The organism is Paenibacillus macerans, assembly GCF_050565405.1.
GTDB lineage: Bacteria > Bacillota > Bacilli > Paenibacillales > Paenibacillaceae > Fontibacillus > Fontibacillus macerans_B.
In genome coordinates this window covers 236,115-259,889 of the sequence record NZ_JBNYYG010000002.1, presented here as the reverse complement: position 1 = coordinate 259,889, position 23,775 = coordinate 236,115, and the positions used below count along the sequence as shown (strand labels likewise).

General features: G+C 43.7%; 26 protein-coding genes. 24 read left to right on the top strand and 2 right to left on the bottom strand.

Annotated features, from left to right (window positions below):
• Positions 1 to 148: 148 nt before the first annotated feature.
• Together ACQ4N8_RS03135 and ACQ4N8_RS03130 are read right to left on the bottom strand one after the other, a co-directional pair.
• A complete protein-coding gene (locus ACQ4N8_RS03135) occupies positions 149 to 946 on the bottom strand; it encodes an FRG domain-containing protein (RefSeq protein WP_430702856.1) in 798 nt (265 codons plus the stop codon).
• 21 nt (positions 947 to 967) lie between these two features.
• Positions 968 to 1,171, bottom strand: coding sequence for a hypothetical protein (locus tag ACQ4N8_RS03130; protein WP_430702855.1), 204 nt, complete (start codon positions 1,169 to 1,171; stop codon positions 968 to 970).
• A gap of 408 nt (positions 1,172 to 1,579) precedes the next feature.
• Here ACQ4N8_RS03130 and ACQ4N8_RS03125 point away from each other — a divergent pair, with 408 nt between their 5' ends.
• The 24 genes from ACQ4N8_RS03125 (at position 1,580) to ACQ4N8_RS03010 (ending at position 23,775) form a co-directional block, all read left to right on the top strand.
• Complete coding sequence (locus ACQ4N8_RS03125) at positions 1,580 to 2,239, top strand: DUF2441 domain-containing protein (RefSeq protein WP_430702854.1); 660 nt, start codon at positions 1,580 to 1,582, stop codon at positions 2,237 to 2,239.
• A 275-nt stretch (positions 2,240 to 2,514) separates the two neighbouring features.
• Entirely contained in the window at positions 2,515 to 3,243 is a 729-nt protein-coding gene (locus ACQ4N8_RS03120) for a restriction endonuclease (protein ID WP_430702853.1), read from the top strand.
• Between the two features lie 29 nt (positions 3,244 to 3,272).
• A complete protein-coding gene (locus ACQ4N8_RS03115) occupies positions 3,273 to 3,413 on the top strand; it encodes a hypothetical protein (protein WP_430702852.1) in 141 nt (46 codons plus the stop codon).
• 339 nt (positions 3,414 to 3,752) lie between these two features.
• The gene (locus ACQ4N8_RS03110) at positions 3,753 to 4,070 is read left to right on the top strand and encodes a hypothetical protein (protein ID WP_430702851.1); all 318 of its coding nucleotides are present in this window, start codon (positions 3,753 to 3,755) and stop codon (positions 4,068 to 4,070) included.
• Positions 4,071 to 4,303: 233 nt separating this feature from the next.
• Positions 4,304 to 4,978, top strand: coding sequence for a hypothetical protein (locus ACQ4N8_RS03105; RefSeq protein WP_430702850.1), 675 nt, complete (start codon positions 4,304 to 4,306; stop codon positions 4,976 to 4,978).
• Positions 4,979 to 4,982: 4 nt separating this feature from the next.
• On the top strand, positions 4,983 to 6,794 hold the full coding sequence (locus ACQ4N8_RS03100) for a DNA packaging protein (RefSeq protein WP_430702849.1): 1,812 nt from the start codon (positions 4,983 to 4,985) through the stop codon (positions 6,792 to 6,794).
• Between the two features lie 54 nt (positions 6,795 to 6,848).
• The gene (locus tag ACQ4N8_RS03095) at positions 6,849 to 7,871 is read left to right on the top strand and encodes a DUF4062 domain-containing protein (protein WP_430702848.1); all 1,023 of its coding nucleotides are present in this window, start codon (positions 6,849 to 6,851) and stop codon (positions 7,869 to 7,871) included.
• Between the two features lie 867 nt (positions 7,872 to 8,738).
• A complete protein-coding gene (locus ACQ4N8_RS03090; RefSeq protein ID WP_430702847.1) occupies positions 8,739 to 8,945 on the top strand; it encodes a hypothetical protein in 207 nt (68 codons plus the stop codon).
• Between the two features lie 268 nt (positions 8,946 to 9,213).
• Positions 9,214 to 10,665, top strand: a complete 1,452-nt coding sequence (locus ACQ4N8_RS03085) for a hypothetical protein (protein WP_430702846.1) — start codon at positions 9,214 to 9,216, stop codon at positions 10,663 to 10,665.
• Positions 10,666 to 10,672: 7 nt separating this feature from the next.
• Positions 10,673 to 10,885 (top strand): hypothetical protein, encoded by a 213-nt coding sequence (locus tag ACQ4N8_RS03080; RefSeq protein ID WP_430702845.1) that lies wholly within the window; start codon positions 10,673 to 10,675, stop codon positions 10,883 to 10,885.
• A 37-nt stretch (positions 10,886 to 10,922) separates the two neighbouring features.
• The gene (locus ACQ4N8_RS03075) at positions 10,923 to 12,191 is read left to right on the top strand and encodes a hypothetical protein (protein WP_430702844.1); all 1,269 of its coding nucleotides are present in this window, start codon (positions 10,923 to 10,925) and stop codon (positions 12,189 to 12,191) included.
• Between the two features lie 3 nt (positions 12,192 to 12,194).
• Positions 12,195 to 12,569, top strand: a complete 375-nt coding sequence (locus ACQ4N8_RS03070; protein WP_430702843.1) for a head decoration protein — start codon at positions 12,195 to 12,197, stop codon at positions 12,567 to 12,569.
• A 16-nt stretch (positions 12,570 to 12,585) separates the two neighbouring features.
• The gene (locus tag ACQ4N8_RS03065) at positions 12,586 to 13,599 is read left to right on the top strand and encodes a major capsid protein (protein WP_430702842.1); all 1,014 of its coding nucleotides are present in this window, start codon (positions 12,586 to 12,588) and stop codon (positions 13,597 to 13,599) included.
• 15 nt (positions 13,600 to 13,614) lie between these two features.
• Entirely contained in the window at positions 13,615 to 14,046 is a 432-nt protein-coding gene (locus ACQ4N8_RS03060; protein ID WP_430702841.1) for a hypothetical protein, read from the top strand.
• Positions 14,036 to 14,476: a hypothetical protein gene (locus ACQ4N8_RS03055; RefSeq protein WP_430702840.1), complete on the top strand. Its 441-nt coding sequence runs from the start codon at positions 14,036 to 14,038 to the stop codon at positions 14,474 to 14,476. Before ACQ4N8_RS03060 ends, ACQ4N8_RS03055 begins: the two co-directional genes overlap by 11 nt.
• Positions 14,469 to 15,044, top strand: a complete 576-nt coding sequence (locus tag ACQ4N8_RS03050; RefSeq protein WP_430702839.1) for a hypothetical protein — start codon at positions 14,469 to 14,471, stop codon at positions 15,042 to 15,044. Before ACQ4N8_RS03055 ends, ACQ4N8_RS03050 begins: the two co-directional genes overlap by 8 nt.
• Entirely contained in the window at positions 15,041 to 15,613 is a 573-nt protein-coding gene (locus ACQ4N8_RS03045) for a hypothetical protein (protein WP_430702838.1), read from the top strand. The genes ACQ4N8_RS03050 and ACQ4N8_RS03045 overlap by 4 nt, the downstream gene beginning before the upstream one ends.
• 5 nt (positions 15,614 to 15,618) lie before the next feature.
• Positions 15,619 to 16,053, top strand: a complete 435-nt coding sequence (locus ACQ4N8_RS03040) for a hypothetical protein (RefSeq protein ID WP_430702837.1) — start codon at positions 15,619 to 15,621, stop codon at positions 16,051 to 16,053.
• Positions 16,054 to 16,070: 17 nt separating this feature from the next.
• Positions 16,071 to 16,274 (top strand): hypothetical protein, encoded by a 204-nt coding sequence (locus tag ACQ4N8_RS03035; RefSeq protein WP_430702836.1) that lies wholly within the window; start codon positions 16,071 to 16,073, stop codon positions 16,272 to 16,274.
• 43 nt (positions 16,275 to 16,317) lie between these two features.
• Positions 16,318 to 17,103: a hypothetical protein gene (locus ACQ4N8_RS03030; protein WP_430702835.1), complete on the top strand. Its 786-nt coding sequence runs from the start codon at positions 16,318 to 16,320 to the stop codon at positions 17,101 to 17,103.
• Between the two features lie 63 nt (positions 17,104 to 17,166).
• On the top strand, positions 17,167 to 17,514 hold the full coding sequence (locus ACQ4N8_RS03025) for a hypothetical protein (RefSeq protein WP_430702834.1): 348 nt from the start codon (positions 17,167 to 17,169) through the stop codon (positions 17,512 to 17,514).
• A 350-nt stretch (positions 17,515 to 17,864) separates the two neighbouring features.
• A complete protein-coding gene (locus ACQ4N8_RS03020; protein ID WP_430702833.1) occupies positions 17,865 to 22,808 on the top strand; it encodes a phage tail tape measure protein in 4,944 nt (1,647 codons plus the stop codon).
• Entirely contained in the window at positions 22,805 to 23,356 is a 552-nt protein-coding gene (locus tag ACQ4N8_RS03015) for a distal tail protein Dit (protein WP_430702832.1), read from the top strand. The genes ACQ4N8_RS03020 and ACQ4N8_RS03015 overlap by 4 nt, the downstream gene beginning before the upstream one ends.
• An 11-nt stretch (positions 23,357 to 23,367) precedes the next feature.
• Positions 23,368 to 23,775 (top strand): phage tail fiber protein, encoded by a 408-nt coding sequence (locus tag ACQ4N8_RS03010; protein WP_430702831.1) that lies wholly within the window; start codon positions 23,368 to 23,370, stop codon positions 23,773 to 23,775.

Genomic DNA, 23,775 nt, shown 5'->3' with positions numbered 1-23,775 from the left:
TAATCTTCCCCAAGAGCATGATTTGATCGTTATTTCCAGAATTGTATTTATTTTTGAGCCCGAGTGGACGCTTTACTTTGTTTCTCACTCAATTCAATTATTTTAGACGAAATCACAAAATTGGACTCGGTATTCTGCAAAGTGCAGTTTAAGAATGGTTTATCTTGTTAGTTACAGTATTTAGAAATCTAGAGATGCCTGGGGGTACTAAGAACGGGTCATTAATTTTTCGTGCAAGTCCATCAAGATCCGGGAATAGAGTGTAATAATTTACTCCTGCTTGCAGTAGGTATGATCTGATATCGTCAATAAGTCCTATTCCGAGTGGGATTTTTACTAATTCTCCAGTCTTCATCAACTCTCCATTAAACTCAGCTTCTAAAGGTTTTGTTGAATTTCCTTGAAGAGTGAACACTCCTTGTTGTACGGTCATTCTTTTACTGTTTTTTGGTGGGAATAAGGCTATTGAATAATCAGCAAAACTCTTGTCTGTTCTTAAGAATTCCTCATAATCACCGTTAGTTATTGGATCTATTAAGTGCTGTACACCCATTGCTTGGATATTTAGTGCGCCGGGATCTAGCATCCATACACAAGCTTCAGGGTTAGTTAATGGATCCCATTTTGTATAAGCAAAAAATAATGCAGCGGCAAAAGATTCCGACCAGTCTAGCAATCTAGTTTTTACACCGTAATGCTGCATCAAATATAGTAGACTCCAACTCGCCATTCCTCCGTGATCCAAATGTCCCAGAGTTTTAAAGTGATTATATCTCACTTGTTCTGAAACAAGAAAATCCTCTAATGTTATTAAAGGCTCTCTAAAGAGCCCTGAATGTAACTTGAAGTTTGAGTTTGGGTGACCTCTAAAAAATACAATACCTCGTTTACTGCTAAATTCTTGAACTAGATTGAGTATGTGCAACCACTCTTGTGAATATCCCATAGTATCCCCTCTATAATCAAGTCATCCCGCATATTCAATCTTACACACCGCACGAAGATACCGTTCGTCCCCGATCTTCACGCTATTTTCTGTAATCTCCGCGATATTCCCGCTTCCTACGAGCTCTTCGCCGATAAAAACGACGACCGGTGTACGGTCCATCTGCGCGGTGAAAAGATGGATGTCAGAGGTAAGCGGGCGCATAAAACGCTTGTTTCGTTTCATAATTTCGACCCCTCCTCCGAAATTTTACCATACACTCAAGTTGATTGTCCGTAAAATCCGCAGCAAAAATGAAGTTTAAAGGCTTTACAATTTAATTGAACCAACTAAGGTATCATAACCTTCCTCCATAGCCGCTCCTTTGGGGCGGCATTTTACGAGGTATAGTCGAAAGGCTTCATATATACCATATTCACTATTTCGAATACTCCACTTCTGGCTATACGCTGATTGACATTATGGCGTACCGCTCATACCCTCCTCCTGGCAACCGCGATCCCAGCGGCGCAAGATGTGGATCGGGAGCGCATGCCGGCCGCGTAAAATAAAGTGTCGGCAATCGAATAAAGGGAATTTCGATCTAGCATCGAATAGTACAAAAAAACTGGAGGCGGGAGGAGTAATGTTGCTATGGATCGAGTTAATGGGGAGACCTTTTATCATATACAAAGAAAGCATGACGAACAGCGCTTGACCTGGAATGTAGGTGATAAGATCGAAATAGGATCGCAAAACAATAACTTTTTTTCTAGTTATGAATCGAACGGGAAATCAATTCAAGACCCGAATAACGGAAAACTATATGATATCAATATCTATGTTGATGAAATGATGGAGTATTATAAAACAGGTAAACAAAAACCGGAATATGAATTTTTTTATCAGCGGCAAGGAATCCACATGGCTAACATAATGAAGCTAACGTTAGAGCATTACATTAAGCTTGTCAGAGAAATGGCCTTTGAAGACGTGAGAAAGGAACACTTTCCTGAATATCCATCAAGGCAAAAATGTATTTGGGTTATACCAGACATCACAACTCATCCTGGTATGTTTGATTATTGGTGGAGCACGCTTGGAGTAGGTAGGGTATTTAAATTAAGATTGACAGGTAAGATACATCGCGCCAATCAGGAGTTTTTATTAATCAATACCCGCTCTTTAGTTGATTGGAAAGAACGAGCTTATATGTATTGGTTTGGTGAAGAAGGAACCAACCCAAATGAGACTGAGTATTTATTCGAAGGACTTGTTGAAGTTGTTGATGAAATGACTGTAGTGCAAAAATAATACTTTTGATTGTAAGAGCAGCGATGAGCTGCTTTCTTTGTGTCTGCTCAGGAAAATTTTCCTTACCATAATAAGCGTTGATCATTGGCCGAAGGCCATCGACTCGACCGAATACACCCAGCGGAGCGTGGGCCGAATACTATTCTGGAGGTGATACTAATACATGGAACGCAAAAGAGATCTTAACCAAGATCAATTTTTTCATTTCCAATGCAGGAATATAGTCCCATTTGTCGAATGTCATAAAAACATGACATAAGATTCGAGGGATAAAGATGGCAAGAAGGAAAAGTAAAGTAAAGCAGCAGGAAGAATTTATTCAAGGACTACTTGGGTTGATTGTCCTCACTTCTATTTTTGGGTCGTACAGCCTAACAAAGTCGTTTCAAGCTACCCTAATTGTGACCGTCTTGGCAATTGCAGTTTTCATTGTAGTGCTAGCAATGATTGGTATACAACGAAAAGAGCGGCTAAAACGGTCAGGAATAGCTGACATAGATAAGATGGAAGGCGTCCAGTTCGAAAGATATCTAGGTTACTTATTCCAAGCGCAAGGCTATAATGTCAAAGTAACAAAGGCTGCAGGTGACTATGGGGCTGACTTGATCCTTCAAAAAGACAGAAAGAGGATCATTGTGCAGGCGAAACGATACAGTAAGAACGTAGGTATCAAAGCAGTCCAAGAAGCCCAGGCAGCCATTGCGTATTACAGTGCTTCTCAAGCATGGGTTGTTACGAATAGCGATTATACAGCAGCGGCGTATGATCTGGCCAAATCGAATGGCGTCCGACTTATCAATAGAGATTCGTTGATCGAAATGATACTAGCGATGAATCCAGGAGCTGCCCCATCTGCAAAGGCGGTTGTTAAGGCAATTCCGGTTGACGAAACTACTTGCCCTCGCTGCGGCAATAAGTTGGTTCTTAGGAACAGCACCAAAGGCCAATTTTACGGATGCAGCAACTTTCCTAAGTGTCGGTATATGAAGAAGATAAGCGCTTAAAATTATTTCTTAGATGGGAGAGATGTATTTTGGAAGCTTATACAAGTTTTAAAAAGTATTTCGGGCAATACCCTCGAGCAATGGAGTTACTGGTGCATGTACAAGATATGAAGTTGGAAGACGAGATGTTGGCTTTTTACCCGAAAAATTGGTTTGTTGACGGTCAGTAGCCTGAATTGATTATTTTCCTTGAAAAAGATATTTTACTGGTGAAGAGAGACTATAAAAACTTTGAAATCAATATTATAAAGAACTATCAAGTATCAAGGTTGTCTTATTTCGAGAAAGTCAATGATCGGTATGCTGGGGTTAAACTTGAAATTGTCCTTAGCACCGGTGAAAAAATTAATTTGAATTCTTCAGAGGATGCCAATGATAATTACGTTGAATTATTTTCTGAGTATATTAGGAACATATATAACATTTTGAAATGAGTAAATACGATTATAGTGTCTAGCGCCTTTGGGCGCTTTTTCTTTTGTTCAAATAACTGATTAGGAGAGGGGAACATGAGACTTAATGAATTAAAACTTGATTTATCCGTACATGCTCATGAGCAATACAGAGATCGAGTAAAGGACGTCACTTTCACAGAGTTGAAAGAGATTTGTAGGAGTCTTCTTGCATCTGGAGAGTACATCAGAGATGGGCAATTTATTCAAATCAATGATGCTTGGTGGGTGTTCAATTTGCAGCAGGGCAACGTTTTATTGATAACATGCTACGGTAGCAGTCATTTAGATATACCAAGGGCGTTGGCATGGGCTAAGAAGCATAACGACCGAATAGACCTTGAACAATGCTTATTGAAGACGGCGGATGTTTAAAATGAAAACCGGATAGGTTTGAAACAAGGTCAGGTCAGGAAATTTTTCCTGGGCTTATTTGTGTTTTACAAAATACGACTGTAACGTTACAAACGAAACACGTCCAAACCCTTGAAAAATAAAGTCTTACATCTAATACACGAAATTTTGTAATGAATAAACCGTTACAAATTACCTTTACAATCGATACAAAACGTTACAGTCGTTACAACATAAAAAAGGGGAAGTTTAGAATGGCGAAACCGTCAAAGATTGAAACATTAGGTTGTCAGGAGATCGTTTGGTCAGGAGTTCGTTCCGGTAAATCCGTAAGGGATATAGCAAAAGACTGTTCAGAATGGGCAGATGAACAAATCTCCCATACTGCCGTAGCAAAGTACATTAAGGACAAGGGGACAGAAGAACAAGCGAAGAAGAAGGATGCCATCCTAGCGGATCGTCGGCGTGTGGTGAAGACTGTTCATCAAGAGATCGACATCATACAAACCAATCTGGATGCAACCAAGCGACTGATTGAACGATTTGAATTAGTCGATGACCTTCCAAAGTTATTTAAAGAAGAAATGGATGAACTGATAAACAAATTAATGGAGCATGGAGAAGACTTCAATTACGTTTCCTTTATTGAAAAGTGGCAATATGAATTTGAAGTTGAGCTGCGCCGGAAGGTCGGAGAGATCACGATGTTAAACCGCGAGGTGCGGGAGAACATGAAGTTCCTAACATCTCTCCGAGAGAAGGCGTTCCAGTTTGAATTGGTCCAAGAGTACATTCGCATATTCATGGAAATCTTCGAAGAAGAATCTAAAGATGGAGCGTACGAACGATCCGTAGCGCGAATTGCTTCAAATCCACGAATGCAGCAATTAGTCGATCAACAGAAGCTATATACAAGCGGCGGTGAGTGATGTGTTGGATAAAATACATGAGCAGATCCGAAGGGCTGCTGAAGCCATAAAAGAAACGTACGATGACTTAAAGCTTGCTTACGTCAATTTAGCCGGTGAGTTAAAACGGAAATTAAAAGATGAATACAGAGGTGATTCGGAAGGCCTGAAAGAATTCAAGGGAAACCTTGATAACTTTGAGGCCTTTTGTTTTGCATTCCTTCGAATCAAAACTAAGACAGGGGACATTGTTCCGCTTGTTCTTAACGATGCACAAAAGAAATTGGCTCGTACAGTTTTTGAGCAAATAAAAAAAGGTAAACCGGTACGTATCATCATCTTGAAAGCTCGTCAAATGGGTTTTTCAACGACAACTGAAGCGATTATTTACTACCTGACATCCCTCCAAGAAGCAAAGAATGCGTTTATCGTAGCCCAGGATTCAAGTGCATCAGAAAACCTTTATGACATGTTTCGGCTTTATTATGACTACATTCCCGATCAAATCAAGCCAATGCGTAAACGGAATAACAGCCGGCGCCTTACATTTGAAAACCCAGCCCTAAAGGACAGCGAGCGCAAAAAAGAACCCGGCCTTAAATCAAAGATCACGGTTCAATCGGCAGAAAATAAAGTCTTGGCTCGTTCTGAAACCATACATTATCTTCACGCCTCAGAATTGGCGTTCTGGCCGGAGAACCGAAAGAAAAAACACCTGACATCCCTATTCGCCGCGCTCTCTAAAGAGCCTGGGACGGTGGGTATCATCGAATCTACAGCGAACGGTATCGAGATTTACAAAGAAATGTGGGATAACGCCGTAGCCGGTAATAACGACTATATCCCGCTTTTCTTTCCGTGGTTTGAAATGCCAGATTATCGTATGAAGGTCTCGGATGATTTTGTTCCTACCAAGGAAGAGATCGAGCTAAAACAAAAGTTTGGACTTGATGACGAACAACTTGAATGGCGGCGCTACACGATCCGAAATGATTTTGAGGGTGACGAGAAACTATTTCGGCAGGAGTATCCATCAACACCGGAAGAAGCGTTCTTAGTTACTGGCCGTACGGTATTCAACCAAGACAAACTTGATGCCATGTCCAAACACACCAGAAAAGGCAAAAAGTATTCTGTCGTTATCCCTCCGGCCATTGAGGGAACAGGATATGATTGGACACAAGTAAAACTCGTTGAGGATGAAAGAGGGGAATTCGAAGTTTTTAACGAGTTTGATCCAGATAAGGAGTATTGCATTGGAGCTGATGTAGCCGAAGGTTTGGAAGGTGGGGACGCATCAGCGGCTTATATCATTGATGCTGAAACCGGCGAAGATGCTGCCGTACTCTATGGTCAAATGGATTTGGATATCTACGCAAAGCAGTTAGATTATATTGGTCGCCAATATGGAGAGGCTTTACTTGGAGTGGAAACCAATAATGTCGGTCATAGCGTTGTTAATACGCTGCTTAACGTAACATTCTATCCGAATCTGTATCATCATGATTCTTATAATGCTGAAGCAGGCACGAATGAAACAAAGCCAGGATGGCCGACAACCACGGTTACTCGTCCAATCCTAGTCGATGCGCTTATTGAAGGCATCCGTGAAGGAGTATGGAAAATCAATGATGCTAACTTAATCGGAGAAATGAAGACATTTGTACGTAACAGGGCCGGCAAACCACAGGCTATGGGTAAGGGAACAGTTGGTGGTTGCAAAGACGATAGAGTTTTGGGATACGGCATAGCCCATCAAATGAGAATGCGGCGACCACCAAGTAATAAACATGTGATGCTTCCTAGTATTGACGGTATAAGTATTAAGAGGAATTGACCCGCCTAAATTATGGTATAATACTGATAGTCTATTAGTGCGGGGGATAAATTGGTGGAGAAACGATATCAGGTGTTTGTAAGTTCAACATACGAGGATTTACAAGAAGAAAGAAAGGAAATAATGCAAGCTCTGTTGGAATTAGACTGCATTCCTGCTGGAATGGAGCTATTCCCGGCAGCTAATGATGATCAATGGACATTAATCAAAAATGTTATCGATTATAGTGACTATTATATAGTTGTCATCGGAGGAAGGTATGGTTCAATCGGACCGCAAGGGATAAGTTATACAGAAATGGAATATCGATATGCCTTAGAAACGGGAAAACCTATCATTGCTTTTATTCATAAAAACCCTCTTGAACTTCCTGCAAATAAAACGGAATCAGAAAAAGAGGGTAGAGAGAAGCTAGACGCTTTTAAGTCCTTAGCTCAACAAAAAATGGTGCGCTATTGGACTACGGCGGCAGATTTAGGGTCTGTGGTTTCAAGGAGCTTAATAAGTTTAATTAAAACAAACTCTGCTATTGGCTGGGTGAGGTCGGATACTGTGTCAGATGGGGGAGCATCAAAAGAAATTTTACGTCTGAAAAACATTATCGAACTCTTACAAATAGAACTAAAGGAAGTTAAATCGAGCGCACCATTGGGAACTGAAGAATTTTCACAAAAAAATGATAACTTTGTAGTAGAGTACACATACTCAGGCAGGAAGTCGAGTGGTAGTCAATTTAGGAATTATCGTTCAGAATTTTCAACGACTTGGAATGAAATCTTTTATCATATGGGCCCAGCATTAATGAATGAGGTTACAGAAGAGGAAATAAAGAAGGCCCTAAACGATTTTGTTGCTAAGAAGGAAAGAAAAGAATTCTCCCGTATGAATTTCTCGCAAGTTGTATCATTAGCTATTGATACATCAACTATTCAGACAATCTTGATTCAATTTAGAGTGTTAGGTTTGATTACGAAAAGTAACAAACAGCGGAGCATTAAAGATAAATCTGCTTATTGGACCCTTACAGCATATGGAGATGAATATCTACTAACTTTACGAGCAATTAAAAAAGAATGATATTCCGTAGAAAAACGGTACTATTTAAACGCTATATTTTATACAGATAAGAATGACCAAATGAGGCCAGGAAAATTTTCCTTGGCTTCTTTTGTATGCAGGAGGCATGTCATGGACTTGGCGTAAACGATGCTGCCGATCACTGATTATGGACCTTGGATAGTGACCAATAAAGGCGATGTATCATGTAGATTACTTGCTGACCGGCACTACTCAAGACAAAGCGTAGGTGACAAGCAGTTTTGCAGGCCCGGAAAGAACTTAGTGCTTAGAACGCCAAATGCTGATGCTGTTTGGGTTACATGGAAAGGGATTCGTGATGATGGTTTGGATGCTTTGGAGTGTACAATTTTCCGAAATGAATCACAGCACCTTAGTTCTGACATGATCAAGCACGCAATTATCGCCTCAATTGATAAGTGGGGGGGCTTGCCCAAGGATGGCCTAATAACATATGTCGATGAATCCAAAGTCCGGAGCATTAATCCGGGCTTTTGTTTTTTAATAGCCGGATTCAAGAAGATTGGAAGGAGCAAGTTGAGAGGACTTCTTTTACTTCAATATAAACCATGAGGGGCGTTTACTATGCAAGGTTACATGAAGAAATGGACAGATTTAGACTCAGATCCTGTTGAAGAATTAAAAAGGTGGAAGGAAAAAATGCTCAAAACAACGGGCATACGGCCTACGCAACCGCGAGAATATAGGATTAGATCAGAAGCGTTGAAGGGTCTGGAAAAAGAAAACCCGTCGTATGCACCAATAAAGACAATATGCGGAGTTCCTGTTATTGTTGATGATACATTGTCACAAAGCATTCAGTTTGTATACTAACAAATTCTACAAATCATGAATGGAGGAATATATATGAATGCAGTGAGTCAATTTGTTGATTTGGCCATTGAACAATGGCGCAAAAACCGAGACGAACTCTTTGAAAAGCATGGACTTAATCGGGATGAAGTTTACTCAAGTGGGGATTTTGAAAGTTTGCCTGCTGAGTGTCTAATCGCTGTTTGCTATGTTGACGCTTACGCTTGCATACAGGCTAAAATCCGCAGTGAATCTGTATAAATCAAATGTTATTCTTTATACATGAAATACTAAATATATGCGGTGGCGGAATAGGTAGACGCACATTAACAGATGATCCTAGCGGGTCTTGCCGGAAACTCATGAAACAGTGGAGTAGGCCGTAAGGAACCAATGAGTTAGAGGAAACATTAACTTTCTTAATCTGTTAATGAACGGCATGCAAGGTGCAAATCCTTGCCCGCATATTCGATTTAAAAGGCAAGGAAACTCTCCTCGCCTTTTTTTGTTTAAGAAAGGTGGTGAAACTTTGAAATGGTATCATAAAGCCATATATTCATTCGCGAATGCAGTTCTCCCGGCAGCAGTTAAAAAGCAAATGATGGGATCGGGCAAGGCGACCGTTCCAAAGGATGCAAATCCATGGGGAATATTCAATTGGTTGCCGAAGAAGTATCAGCATGCTCACAATATTGACCTTACCAAGCTTCAGAACTACACTGCAGAGGAATTGCTAGAACTTCTTATTTCGGTCCATCCAGACGTTTCCTACGCCTTGTATACGTATTTGAGAATGGGAGATACGACGTTAACATTTACGGCCAAAAAGGCAAATGGGAATGAGGATAAGAACGGGCAACGCGTCCTTGATGAACTAAAAGACATGCTAAACAACCCTTTTCCGTCACCTGGATACCAGCATGGCCGATCATTAAATAAACTCGATACTATCCAACGTATGATGATCATGGTCCGTGGCGCTTGTGCTGGTGAAGTAGTATTGAATGATCGATGCAATGATGTGATAGACATCGTTCCGGTAGACCCCGCTTTAATCTGGTTTCGTAGGGAGCCAGATTCAAATAGATTGACACCTTGGCAGTATGTAAAGAACCCTCGTAGAAAATCAGGCGAAGAATGGTTTGGCAATTACAAAAAGATCGATACGCCAACCTTCATTTATGAAGAATTCGATCCTATGGTTGACGATCCGTATGGCCGGACACCAATACTCCCTGTTTTGCAAGTGGTGTTCTTCCATCTACAAGTTCTTCAAGATCTAAAAGCTGTGGTGCATAACCAAGGATATCCGCGACTTGATATCTCGATGCTTGAGGAAATCATGCTGAAGAATATGCCGAATGGAATAAAAAATAATCCGGTTGAGCAGCAGAAGTGGTTAAAGGAACGAATGAATGAAATGATCGATCATTTCAATTCCCTCAATCCTGATGATGCGCTTGTCCATTGGGACAGTGTCAAGGTCGAATATCTAAAGGGCGGGAACAGCGGTCCAATGATCGATATTAAGAAGTTGATTGATATCATCGATACTCAGATGGCAACTTCTTTAAAAACACTGCTTACCATTCTTTCTCGCCATCAAGGATCAACAGAAACATACAGCTCAGTTGACACACAAATATATATCAAAAATGTAGAGTCCGCGCGGAGCGTAACCAAACGTTTCTGGCAGCGGGCTTTTTCATTGTCAGCCCGAGTAAGGGGAGTACAGACAAAGGTTGGAGTTGACTATGATCCGATTGATTTAAGGTCTGAAAACGAGGTCGAAAGGGATCGCCGTTCTAAGATAAACAACTATGTGACTGCTGAAAAGAATTTCTACATTACACCGAAGGAAGCGGCTGAGGAGATCCGATGGACATTAGGGCTTAATCCTAAGATTCCAGATGAACTCATTCCTCTACTGGAAAAGAAATACGAACCAACAAATCCAATTCCACCGGAAGGAGGTGAGTAATCACGGTATGAAACCAACAGTAGGAAGAATCGTGCATTACCAAAGCTACGGAACACCAAATGGCGAGTACAAAAGCGAACCGAGAGCGGCAATCATTACCGAAGTTGTTGATGACGAGACTGTTCATCTTTGTGTTCTTAATCCAACAGGTATGTTCTTTAATCAAAACGTTAAACAAGGCAACAATAGCGGTCAGTGGAATTGGCCGCCGAGGGAATGATTTGAACTGCATTTTATATTGGAGGTGAAAACAAACGATGGCAAAACCAACATCAGAACAGTTGGAGAGGATCAATCAGCTTGCGCGAGTGCCTTTGTCAGAAGATGAAGCCTATGTATTCCCAGCCAAACTTGTTGGAGATCAAATGATTCCTCGACGCTTCTATCGGCTTACTCCAAACTTTTTGCGAAAGATGGCAGTTCAAGCGCGTGAAGGCGTGTCCCTGCTGCTTGATCATTCCTGGGCTAATTTAGGTATCATGACAATCCCCATCGGAAGAACATTTGATAGTCGCTTGCAGATGGATGGAGAGGAATTAGCCCTCTACGCAGATCACTACATGAAAATGGGGCAAGAGGTCGGGGAAATTAAAGTCGATCAAATAGCCGAAGGCATCGATGCGGGAACGATCTTCGACACTTCCATTGGATTTACCATTACGAGTCAAACATGTTCCATTTGTGACCAAGAGTATTTTGGAGGGAATTGCCCTCATATTCGCGGCAGGGAATATGAGGGCAAACTATGCACGGTAGATATCAACGATGGCGACTTGATGGAAAACTCGCTGGTATTCGATGGAGCATATCCAGGGGCCGGAGTCGTCGGTATGAGTGGCGCTTCACAAAATCAGGACAACATAACATGGGAACCATTAGCAGAAGATGCAAAGTCACTCCCGAGTGGCGGACGCGTCTTTTATTCTTTTAGTGCAAAGTCGGGCTTCAATTCCTTTGTTCTAAAGCAAGATCAAAATACGGCTGAAAAATTAGCCAAGGAGGATGGAATGGTGGACGGAAAAGAACAATCGGTTCAGTTACAGCAAGTTCAAGAGAAGCTTTCCCGAGCAACCAATTTGCTCGATCAGATCAAAACTGCTTTAAGTGTGGAGAACGACAATGATATTTTAAATAAACTCACTGCCTTGAACACTCAAGCAGCAGATGGCGCGGCATACAAAGTTAAGATCACTGAGCAAGCTTGCGGAGCTGGTGTTCGGGCGCTTGGTGATGCATTCAACGTAGAAGCCATGAAAACAGCCTTATCTCAGTTGCCGGTATCCGAAATTGAGAAGATCGGCGCTTCTTATGAGGCACAGGCGCAAGCGGCGTTGGGGGGCGGTGGTCGCCATACGCAAGGGGAAGAGATTAACCTTCCTAGCAATGCACTTGATGGATCGCCGTCAAATCCACAAGCTGAGGGCGCAAAAAAAACGCCGGAGCAGCTTAAAGCGGCTGCAAAAGAAGAGGCATTGTCAGCACTCAAGAACACGGGCCATGGAAGCCTGATCAAGGAGGGAAGATAAATCATGGGGCAATATGGTAAGTATCCGGGGCCTGGTCCAATCAAGGAACAGGTCTTTACTGAGGTATTAGCTATTACTGAGTGGCAGATTAAACTTCCTGGAGGAATCCTGCTCAAGAAAGGGCAAGGAGTCCTTAAGAAAGGAACGGTTATTGGGAAAATCACTACTGCTGGAGCTGATCAAGACAAAGCTGTAGCGTATGATTCCACTGCCACAGATGGATCTCAAGTGGCGGTTTGTATTCTTGATAATGATCAGGATACATCTGAATCGGACATTCCTGCTTCCGGTTGGATCGGCGGGGTATTTGAAGAGGCGAAGTTGACAGGGATTGATGATGATGCGAAAGCAGTTCTCAAACTCTGCTACTTTGTATAAAGGGGGATGAACAGACATGGCAAATGTACTTGATCCGTATTTCATGACGGAAGTTGTTCAAAACATTCGGACTGATATTAATTCATTCCGTGGAGCTCAGTTGCTTACTGGCGGCGTTGATTTCAAGCAAGAACTCGGTCTTACCATCGAATATGATGTGACCTATGATGATACGGGTATGACACCACCTACCGGGCTCAACGATCCTTCGCCAATTCACACGCCACCTGTTGTGAAACACATGAACTTTACTAACCAAGAGTGGCGGGAAAAAGAAGTAATCGATCGAGAGAAGATTGCTACGCTGCGCAAGCCAGGAAATAAACTGGAGCAACTTTGGGGCGAGGAGTATATGATTGAACGCCTCATTCGGTTGAATGGACGTTTGGAAACGCGTTTTGAATGGATGCGATGGAAGTCGTTATCCGGTTCCCTCGTAGTTCCAGCAACAAAAAACAAGCCAGCAATTACTATTGATTATGGTGTTCCCGCTGCGAACAAACCGACAGCAACTACATTGTGGAGCAATACCGCAGCAGCTGATCCTCTGGCCGACATTGACGAATGGATTCTTAAATTCCGTGGTTCGGGCGCTCGTGCCGTGAAGATCATTGCTAATAAAAAGGTTGATACCTACCTGAAGCAGAACGCTAAAATTCGTGATCTTCTGAAAACAACCTATGGCAAAGATGTACTTTCGGCTGATTCCCTTGCTTTCGTAATTGGACAGCAATTGAATGGACTTCAGTACGAAGTGTATGATGGCGGTTATATTGATGACAACGGAAACTTCCTTCCGTTCATTCCAGACAATGCCATCATCATCCTTGGTCAAGGTATGACTGGTACAATCATGGATTTGGTGACAAGCCCGAACAACTATGAGGATATTTTCACTGGTCACCCTGGAAAGTTTGCTCTGGCGAAACTTATTCCTGGAGACCCTGATCAATGGACTGTTATTAACGGCGCTACTGTGCTGCCACGGTTGAAATACGTTAACTGGCATATCTTTGCCACGGTGGGTTAAGGGAGGTATTATCTGATGGCAACAGTAAGAGTATTGGTTGATTCTGTCGGGGAATACAATGCCGGGGACATCGTAAAAGATGCCCCGGAAGGGCTTGTTGATATTGCCAATAGGAAGGTCTGTAATGCTGCTACGGGGCAGAGGTTGGCCGAACTGATTGACAGCGATGAGGCAGTAACTGGAGATCAGTCAGAGCTTATTGCGAAGTTGGAGCAGGACTTAGCAGACGCACAGGCGAGAGAAATGGCACTGCAAGAACAGTTGGAAGGGTATATGTCCAGAGAAAGTGAATTGCTGGAGCAGATCGCATCTTTCCAAGCCGACGATGAGTTGAAAGAACTCAAAGCTACGGCCAAAGAAATGAAAATTCCGGGCTACACCAAAATGGATGCAGAGGAACTGAAATCAGCCATTTCCGCTGCTGGTAGTGACGGAAATGGCGAATAAGATCCTAATAACGGATACTTACCACGACGAGATACGGGGGCGCTTAGGAATCGGTGAAGACGTTTTGTCTAATGCCGATATCGATGCGCCTTCAGTTTTGCCAATTGGTGAGAGTAAAGTCATCTCATCCGTTCCCAATTATGAAGATTTGACCGGAGACGATCGAATTTATCTGTATGCGGCTGCTATTTGTATGGTAGCCGCAATCATCGCTCCTTCAATGACGGCAAGATTCAAGAAAGCAAAGAAAGACTTTGACTTTTCTTACGAGAATCAAACGGTTAATTGGAACAAACTGGCTGAAGGATTGTTTGATGAATCTTATGGATATATCAATGAAATACCTAATTCAATCCGAGGTTCGGACGTGCCGGTAATCCGATTGGCAGGACCTACCCGTTTAAAGGAGATGGAACGGCGGCATGTTTAATGATTTCAAGCACCGCCATACTCCCTGTATCGTTGGTGGCGACCCTGAAGCAGTTGTGCTGTCAAGGGAAACAAAAGCAACCACGATAATCGGCAAGGAATACATTTACAACGGGTTGTTCGCTCCAACTTCAGTGGTATCTACAGGTTTGGCTGTAGAGGTGGAGGATACTCTGTATTTGACTCAGACAATGCGTCTGACTACGGACAGGGACAAATACTGCTCCTTACTCAAGACAAACGTCACAGCCGAAATACAGCGGTATACGCAGGAGTATGACAGCAACGATAACCCGAAGGGCAATCCTGAATTTTCTCAAGTGCAAGTAGTGAGGGGGTTCGCTCAGTTTGTCAGCGCCCAACTTCGCTTGGAAGATCCAGGATTGCTGCCAACGACAACATACATCCTCATCTTGCAGACAACGGTCGATATTAGGAGACCAGAAGACAAGTATTTGATATCTCCAGACCGTGTGTTACTAAATGGCCGTCCGCATCAAGTTGATGCTATCGACGATCTCAAATATCCCAACCTGTTCCATGTACAGTTATCGGAGGACATGCGATGATAGCTGGTTACGATTCCGAGAGAGCGGCATATGATCTTCAGCGTAGCTTAGCCGTGGAGATAGCAGGGCTAACAAAGCTTGTGCTTCTCACTGCCAAAAGCAATGTTCGTTATTACCCTGAGGTCAGAAATCATTTGAGAGCTGAACTTACCAATCTTGCTAACCGCATGATCGAGGGGGAAATAACGGCTGACTATTGGCAAGCATGGTTGGAACAGTTTGGTAAAGGATCGCTGATGGCTGGTCCACGTGAAAACCCTGGACTGATTACTTATATGAACAGCGAGTATTGGAACCGTGTACGGTCAAAGGGAACGAAGGTTGTTGTAGGTCGTCCTCAAGGGACGTATAAGGGAATTGATGGCGAGGTGCGCCGGTCAGGCGGCTCCTATGTGGGGGTAGACCTTGAAGAACTCGCCACGCGCGGGGATATTGATCCGAGTTATGGGCCAACGCCTCCAACATTCTTCTTACGTGTGGCACTCCAGTCCAACAGGAATCGAATCCTTGAAGGAATCAGCCAAGTTATTACGGAGTTTCCGTACCACAAATACTTTATCCAGAGGTGAGCAGAGTGAGCGCCATTTTAGTAGATGCCATTTACAATACTTTAAAGCAAGACGTTGAGTTTATGGCTCTCCTTGGCCTTACTCCAACATCTCCGGCAAATAGTATTGTGGCGCGGATCGTAAAAGGCATGGAGCCCGACAAGGCCGTAACAAGCGCTGATGTACCAATGCTCTTGATCTATGTTAAACCAGGACGTTTCAGCCGGAACTATCTCGTTTACGAAGGGAAATTCTGCTTGGACATCTACGCGAAGAACAGCAACCAAGCAAAAATTATTGCTGACCGGGCGTTTGAACTATTCCATGATAAGCAGATCAAGGACAAAAGCTTCATGTCTTCGCGCTGCTCCTTGGCTTATGACGCTGACTTTGCGACTGGGATAACTGGAGTTAAGGGATACGAGGTCATCTTTGATGTTAATTACCACCGAATAAATTGAAAGCGGGGTGATGTACCGTGGAAGAATCGAAGCGAACCCCTAAACCGGCACAAGAGAAGAAGGAACCTACCGAGCTTGAAAAGCTGGTTGAAGAAAAGGTTACTCTCTCCAAGAAACTAGGTATCATGAGAAATCTGGAGCCGGTAAAGGACTACAAAGAAACCGATGAGTATAAGCGAATTCAGGAAATCGATAAGCAACTTTGGGAACTTGTGAAATAACAGCACAAGTTCTTTTTTATTACCCAGGGAGGGATAAATCAATATGGCTGAACCATTGGTATTTGATGGAGTCGGGAAGATTTGGACCCGTGAAATTGGCGGGGAACTGAAGTATATCGATGAAAAGATCAATAGCGTAATGTTTGCTCCGCAATTTGCGTGGGATAAGGTATTTGGTGGGGAATCGGGATATCCGTTTCACCTTACTGCTCAGGATCTTGCTGACACGCTTAGCATTGAAGTACCACGCTATTCTCCGTTGCTGGCTGAGTTGTCTCAAGGATCCGAAACGATTCAAGGTGAGGTTACTTTCGACGAGAACGAAGAAGGCATCCTTACATCTGCGGGTTATAAGGTGAAGGCTCCTGACAAATTTGAAGGGACATTCGTAGATGGCAGTGAAGAAGTCTATCTTAAATCTCCAGAAGGTAAACTCACCAAGCTTGAAAAGGCGGCTACAACGCCAACAGCCTTGCAATACTCAATTACTGCTGACGGAACAATCACTTCTGATTCAGCCAATGAAAATAGCAATATCGTTGTTGTATTCAAGTGGAAGAAAGATAAAGGTACCAAGAATGCTTTCACTGGAACCAGAAAGCCGAAGCCATTCAAATTCGTTCACCGCTTCGAACTGCTCAATGACAGAACAGGTAAAATGGTTCAGGTGCAACTTACTGTCCACAAAGCAATCGGGGGCGGCACACTTAATGTGGGAGCAACGAGAAAGACACCATCCACCAATACAATTCAACTTGAAGTGCTGGAAGCTGACATTACACCTGACAATCCAGAAGGCGTTGCAGCCGAAATCATCTTCTCGGAATAAAACTACTTTGATCCCTCTTACCTAATCGGTAAGGGGGATTGCTTATTTTAAGGAGGGCTCACAATGAGTGAAGTAAAAGAAGAACAAAACTTGGATCAGACCTTGAACATCGGAACAGAGATTGTCATCGGGGAAGGCATTACCAAGCGCGTTAAAATCGGGACTATTGGGATCATCCGTAAGGTTCGTCAAATCATGAAGGGGAAGGAGTACACCTTCTCTTACTCTATTGGCCGCGAGAAGTTGCCTCCAAAGGATGACCATCCGGGAATTGACTGGCCGGCTGTAGAAGCAGCATACAAAGAAGCGTTCAATCTTGTACTGGCCGAAGGCTTGACGGAAGAAGAATATGAAAACGTCGATGAAGACGGTTTGAAAGAGCTGGATCAACTGCTGACCCGATTTCTTTAATGAATCATTTCCTCCTCCTGAGCCTAATGAGGATGACGAGGAAGAGGATGAATCGCAGGATAAAGGTAAAGCAACGGACTGGATGGAGCTATGGGCCTTATGTGTAAGCATGGGCATTCCAGACAATCAGTGGGAGCATATGACTATCCCTAAGATTAGGGCTTTATCCAAGGTTAAGCAGGTGCAGAACGAATTTGAAGTGATCCTGCACGGCGGGAAAATTGAAAAGAAACCGAAGAAAGCCAAGCGATTATCTGACTTAGGCATCTTCAGATAGCCCACTCGTCGGAGTGGGCTTTTTTGCGTTGTGGGCAGGAAAATTTTCCTTAGCAAATAAGGATGGTGAAAAAATGGCTGATGAATTGAATAAAGACGTTGTCGGTGCTAGGATTAGCCTCGATACATCTAAGATGCTTCAATCCTTCAAGACGATCGACGAAGGCGCACGCGGAAACGCTGAATCATTTAAGCAACTGAATGCTGAACTGTCCATCACTCAGAAGAACTATACAGCAATAGCAAGTGCAGCCGACAAAGTTGCTCTGTCCTCAGAAGAGCGCCGTAGAAAGATTCTCGCAGAGTCCGAGGCGTTAGTGAAGCAACGAACGGCACAGGCTGAACTTCTGACTGCAAAGAAACAGCAACTTGATCAGACAAATAACCTGGTCGATGCTAAACTCCAGTCACAGCAAGCAATTATCAAAAAGAGAGAAGCATCTATCGAACAGCAGGAGCGGGAGCATCAACAGAGGATGCTTAACCTTCAACAGAAGAATGAATCGACGGCGCAGGTTATTGAGTCCCGATTAGCAAGAGAACAACAGGCACTCAAGTCAGGTCAGACGAAGATAGAACAACAGGTGCAACAACATCAGCAGAAGATGGCTTTGCTTGAACAGAAAACGATGGGGGCAAGCGCGCAAGAGAATCTTGTCCAGGCGAAGATAGACCGTCAGTTCCAGCTAATCAAGAATGGTAATCGAAAGCTTGAGATGGAACAAGAGCGGCATGCTGCCCGGATGAACAAGATGGTCAACGCCGATAGCATACTGGATAGATCGTCTCAGTATATGTTGTCAGGAACAATGTATTATGCGGTCATTAGAAGGGCTACTGAAGCCATTTCTGTACTTAAGGATTTTGAGTATGAACTAGTTAACATTAAACGTATCATGGGTGACACAGCCGATGTAGAGTTTGTTAAAGAGTCCATGATTTCAAATGCCAAAGAGTATGGTTATGCCCTAACGGAGGTTGCAGAGGTATACACCCTTATTGCTCAACAGGGATTTGACGAGCGTCAAACGGAATCTCTTGCCCGTACAGCCCTTATGGCAGCTAACGTTGAACAGTCATTCCAGAGTGCGGCTCAAGCCCAAGAAATGATGACAGGGGCTATTCTTAACTATGGTATGGCTGCAGAAGATTCAGAAGCTTTATTGGATAAACTGAATGAAGTTTCGAACCAATACCCTACGACATCCAAAAAGCTGCTTGAAGGGATTAATAGAGTCGGTGCGGCAGCAAAAAATGCAGGGGTAGACATTGATGAATTGATTGGCTACTTAACAGTACTGAACCAATCTGGATTTACCGGCTCTGTTGCCGGGAACGCCATTAAATCGTTTATCTCCTTCTCCAGCCGCGATATCGCTGTCGATAAGCTTGAAAAGTATGTGGGCGTGATGAAACAGGCCAATGGCGATATGATGGACTTCTCAGAACTCCTTGGCAAGATCGCAGAGAAATGGCAGACGTACAGTGATGTCGAACGGACCGAAATTACACAAGCTATTGCCCGGGGAGACCAAGCATCCCGGTTTATTGCTTTGATGAACAATTATAACAAGACAATGGATGTTGCGACCACGGCCCAAAATTCATTTGGTTCGGCCCAGCGGGAAAACGCTCTTGCTATGACTACGCTGGAGAAGCAATCGTTGCAGCTTAAAGCCGCTTGGGATGAATTAATTGTAACTATTGGGGATAGCGGACTATTGTCAGTTCTTAAGGCCATGACGCAAACAGCAACATCCCTTATCGATGGCTTCAACTCTTTGCCTGAGCCAATCCGAAACACGGTGACAAGCGTACTATTGATTGGTGCGGCTATTACCGCGTTAAACACAGGCACGAAACTATTCACGGGGCAAAGCCTTGTAGGCTTGGTTACCGGGTTGGTTAACGGTGCCAAGGCAATGTTGGGCATGAAAGCCGCCACAGATGCGGCCAATGTATCACAAAAGGCTTTTATTGCTACACCTATCGGAGCTGTCTTAACGGCCGTTTCACTTGCTATTGGGGCTACTACAGTGGCCTGGTCTTATTACAAGGGCGAACAGAACAAGGTAACTGAACAGACCTTACAACATAACAGGGACTTAAGCACTTTGGTGAGTAGATATGACCAGCTTAAATCTATTGTCGACGATAACACCAGATCCGATCAGGAAGTTACGGCTGCCAAGCAAGAACTGGCTACGGTAATTGAGAAGATCAGCGGAATTATGCCAGGCCTCATCTCTCAGTGGGATGAACTTGGGAAAGCCAAAGATGTTGACGCTGAGAAAATCGAACAATGGAAACAGAAATACGCAGATAGCGTTAAAGTCGTCGAACAGGCAAACTTGGACGCTGCTCAAAAAAGAAAGGCTGCTCTCGAACAGGAGTTGGAGTACACACAGTACGCTGTTCGAAATGCTTCGGAAGCCGATCTAAGTTTGATCGATAAGGCAAGAGGTAAAACCGTTCAGGATCTGATACATCAATGGTCAGAAGAGATTGTAAATCTGGGATCAAAAATAGCCGAGGAAGAACAAAAGATCAAAAATAGCCAAGATGCACTTAATTCGCTGAACGGCACAACAAAGGATACAACATCATCCACCAACAACCTCGGATCAGCTGTTGCTCAATCTTCGGACACCATGGATGAGTATGGAGAAATCACAGATGATTTAACAAGCGCCCAGGATGAGCAGTATCAAACAACTGAAGATCTTGTAAAGGCCCATGAAAACCTTGAGTCACAAATAAAAGGAAACAGCACTGCAATCAGTGAACTTAATTCCTTGTCGAGAGAGCTTGCCGAAGGACAATCCCTGAATGCTTCAAACGCAACTGATTTGATTCTTAAGTACCCGCAGCTAGCCGATGCGATATATAAGACGGCAGATGGATGGAAGTTTGAAACGAATGCCGTTGATGTTCTTCGGAAAGCGAAAATTCAAAAAGCAATCGATGAACTTGAAGCAGAAAAAAACTCAGCCCTGAATGTGAAACTAGCTACCGACGAACGTTTACAGGCATATGGGATTGAAGCTGATGCTATTAAGAGCTTAGCCGACCTTAAGGCGCAACTTAATGGAACACAATCAGATGTGCTTTCGACAGGTGATGACCTTAAATACTTCAAGAGCAGCTTTAGAAAACAAGGTGCCGCTGTCATGGCCGGCAGAGAAGCTGCCCAGAACGAAATCAATTCTATATATGCCGAATATGAATCAGAAATGAATACCTACGACAGTAAAATAAAAGCTCTTACCGGGTTATACCAAGACACGGAATTCGGGGTATCTGATTCATCCAGAGGGGGCAGTAGCAGTAAAGGAAATTCCGGCAAGAAAGACGATCCACTCAAAAAACAATTCGAAGCATCGCAGAAGTATATCGAGCATCAAAAGGCAATTGGCCGCTTGAACACCCAACAGGAATTATTGGCTTGGGAACGCATACAAGCGAAATACAAAGCGGGATCTGAACAACGTCTCCAAGCTGATGAGAAGGTCTATGACCTGCGCAAGAAATTGGCCGATGAAGTCGCTAAGAAAGAGAAAGAGGCCTACGATGCTTCAATGGAATGGATCTTGCATCAAAAAGGGATTCGCGAGGTTTCCGCGCAAGAAGAATTAGAGATGTTGCTCCGGGTACAGGCGCGTTACAAAGCTGGTTCGGAAGAGAGAATGCAGCTTGATGAACAGGTCTATGCAGCCAAAAAAGCAGCGGAACAAGAATCTTTTTCTGAATTCACCAAGAACCTTAACCACCAAAAGGCTATGGAGCAGTTATCCACCGAGGACGAAATCAAAGCTTGGGAGAAAATCCAATCCATGTATCGCGAGGGCACCGACGAGCGTATACAAGCTGAGGAACAAATATATGCCCTCAAGAAAAAACTGATGGACGAGGAGCAGCAAACGGTCACTGTCTCGATACAAACGATTCAATCAAAGATGGAGTCGGCGAAAAATGATGCTGTCAAAACAATCGAAGAAGAACGAGATGCGTTTTTGTCCGCGCAGGACGCCAAGATTAAGGCGATCGATGATCAAATCAAGGCAAATGATCGTCTTTATGTCGAAGAGGATTACCAACGAAAATTGGCCGAGAAGCAAACAAGGTTAGAAGAACTAGCTTCTGCTGTTGGTCCGGAAGGCCTCGAAGAAAGAGAGCAAGTTCAGAAGGACATCGAAGACATGCAGCGGGAGCATGATCGTGAACTTGCGAAGCAAAGCCTTGAAGGCCAGAAGCAGGCCTTAGAAGACGAGAAGAACCAGAAAGAACAGGATTACAACCAGCAAATTGATGCAGCAAACCAACACTATGAAGAACTGTCAAGCGCGTTCGATACGTTCTCTGAAACGATTGAGTTTAAGGCCGAGGATTTAAAACAAATCCAAATCCTTAAAGAAAATGAGAAGAATGCCGAAATCCTTGCCCAACTAGATCGGTTCATAGCTGAATACGAGGCGACAATGAGCAGAATCAATTCCGTGTCCACTCAAACTAGATCGGGAGTAGTTGGAGGCGGAACCTCACTATCCGAAGAGGACCAGGACTTAAACCGCTACAACAACAATGTTGATAAATGGTACTCTGGAACGGCAGAAGAAAAGGCGGCTGCTCACGCCGAAAACGAAGCGTTAAGACAAAAATATGGAATTCGCAAGGATACAGGCAAGTTGCAGCATTTTAAAACTGGCGGCGTTGTTCGAGGTATGCGTGGTGAGGCTACGCCCGTTGTCGCTCATGCCGGAGAAATGTACATTAATGAGCAACAGCAAAGCAATCTATTCAAACTGCTGAACTTTAAAATGCCGACCTTAAATTTCTCAATGCCAAGTTTCTCTTTACCGGCTGCTTCTGGCGGCTCAAATCCGCAGGTAAATAACAACTACTTCACAGTATCTACAGGAGATACTTATATTGAAGATGAGTCTACAGCAAGGGTCTTTTGGTCGGAGAAAGACAACTTCATTCGTCGGATGCAATCAAAAGGAGGGGGTAAGGGATGATTGAAGCCACGGCGGACGGGGTATCGTTTAAGACAATTGGACTTGGGCTAAAAAAGCATAATATCCCCCCTCTTCCTGAGACGCGAGACAACGGCGTTGAAATTGCCGAGAGGGATGGAGAATTAGATTTCGGCAGCACTTACGGACCAAGGACATTCGACCTTGAATGTGTGATTATGGCAGATGATCCTACAATTGATTATCAGAATAGAGTCGCCCAAGTGGCGGCTCTTTTTAATGTCAGAAAAGGGGATATCACATTCACCTTTGGGGACCGCCCGGGGAAAAAATACATCGGGCGTTACGCCGGAACGATGAACATCGAAAAGCTTATTTTCGATGGAAACGTAACGATACCTATCAAAATGGGAAGCAATCCGTTCCCACTGAGCGACGAACGAATAACTGAGTTGACCATAACGCAGTCACCACAGGTGATATCAGTTCAATCTGCCGGGGACGAGCGGTCCAGCCCCGTTATCGTGCTGACCAATATCGGGCCAACAACCTTACAAAGCTTTAAAATTTCAAACGAATACGAGAAATAGGAGATGATTTTATGGCTATGCAAATTTCAAACTGGCTTTCGGAGCAGTTCCTCAATGCTGTACTCCGTGGAATCCCCTACACTCCCCCGGACCAAATCTTTCTCGCACTGTACACGAGCGATCCGACACCAGCGAATACAGGAACCGAGGTGGCCGAGGGCGGGTACGAAAGACAAATCATCCAATTTGGAGCGCCTACGCTTGTATCCGGCAAACAAAAATCCGTGACCATAATTGATGTGGAGTTTAATATCGCAACGGCGGATTGGGGACTCGTAACGCATACAGGCTTGCTGGATGCACCGACAGGCGGCCATTTGCTTTGGTCAAAGTCTTTGGGCGACGAAGCGCGTACGGTGTTGTCCGGCGACAAACCTAAGTTTTTGGCGGGCAGCAGTTCGGTTGCATTTGCGCAATAA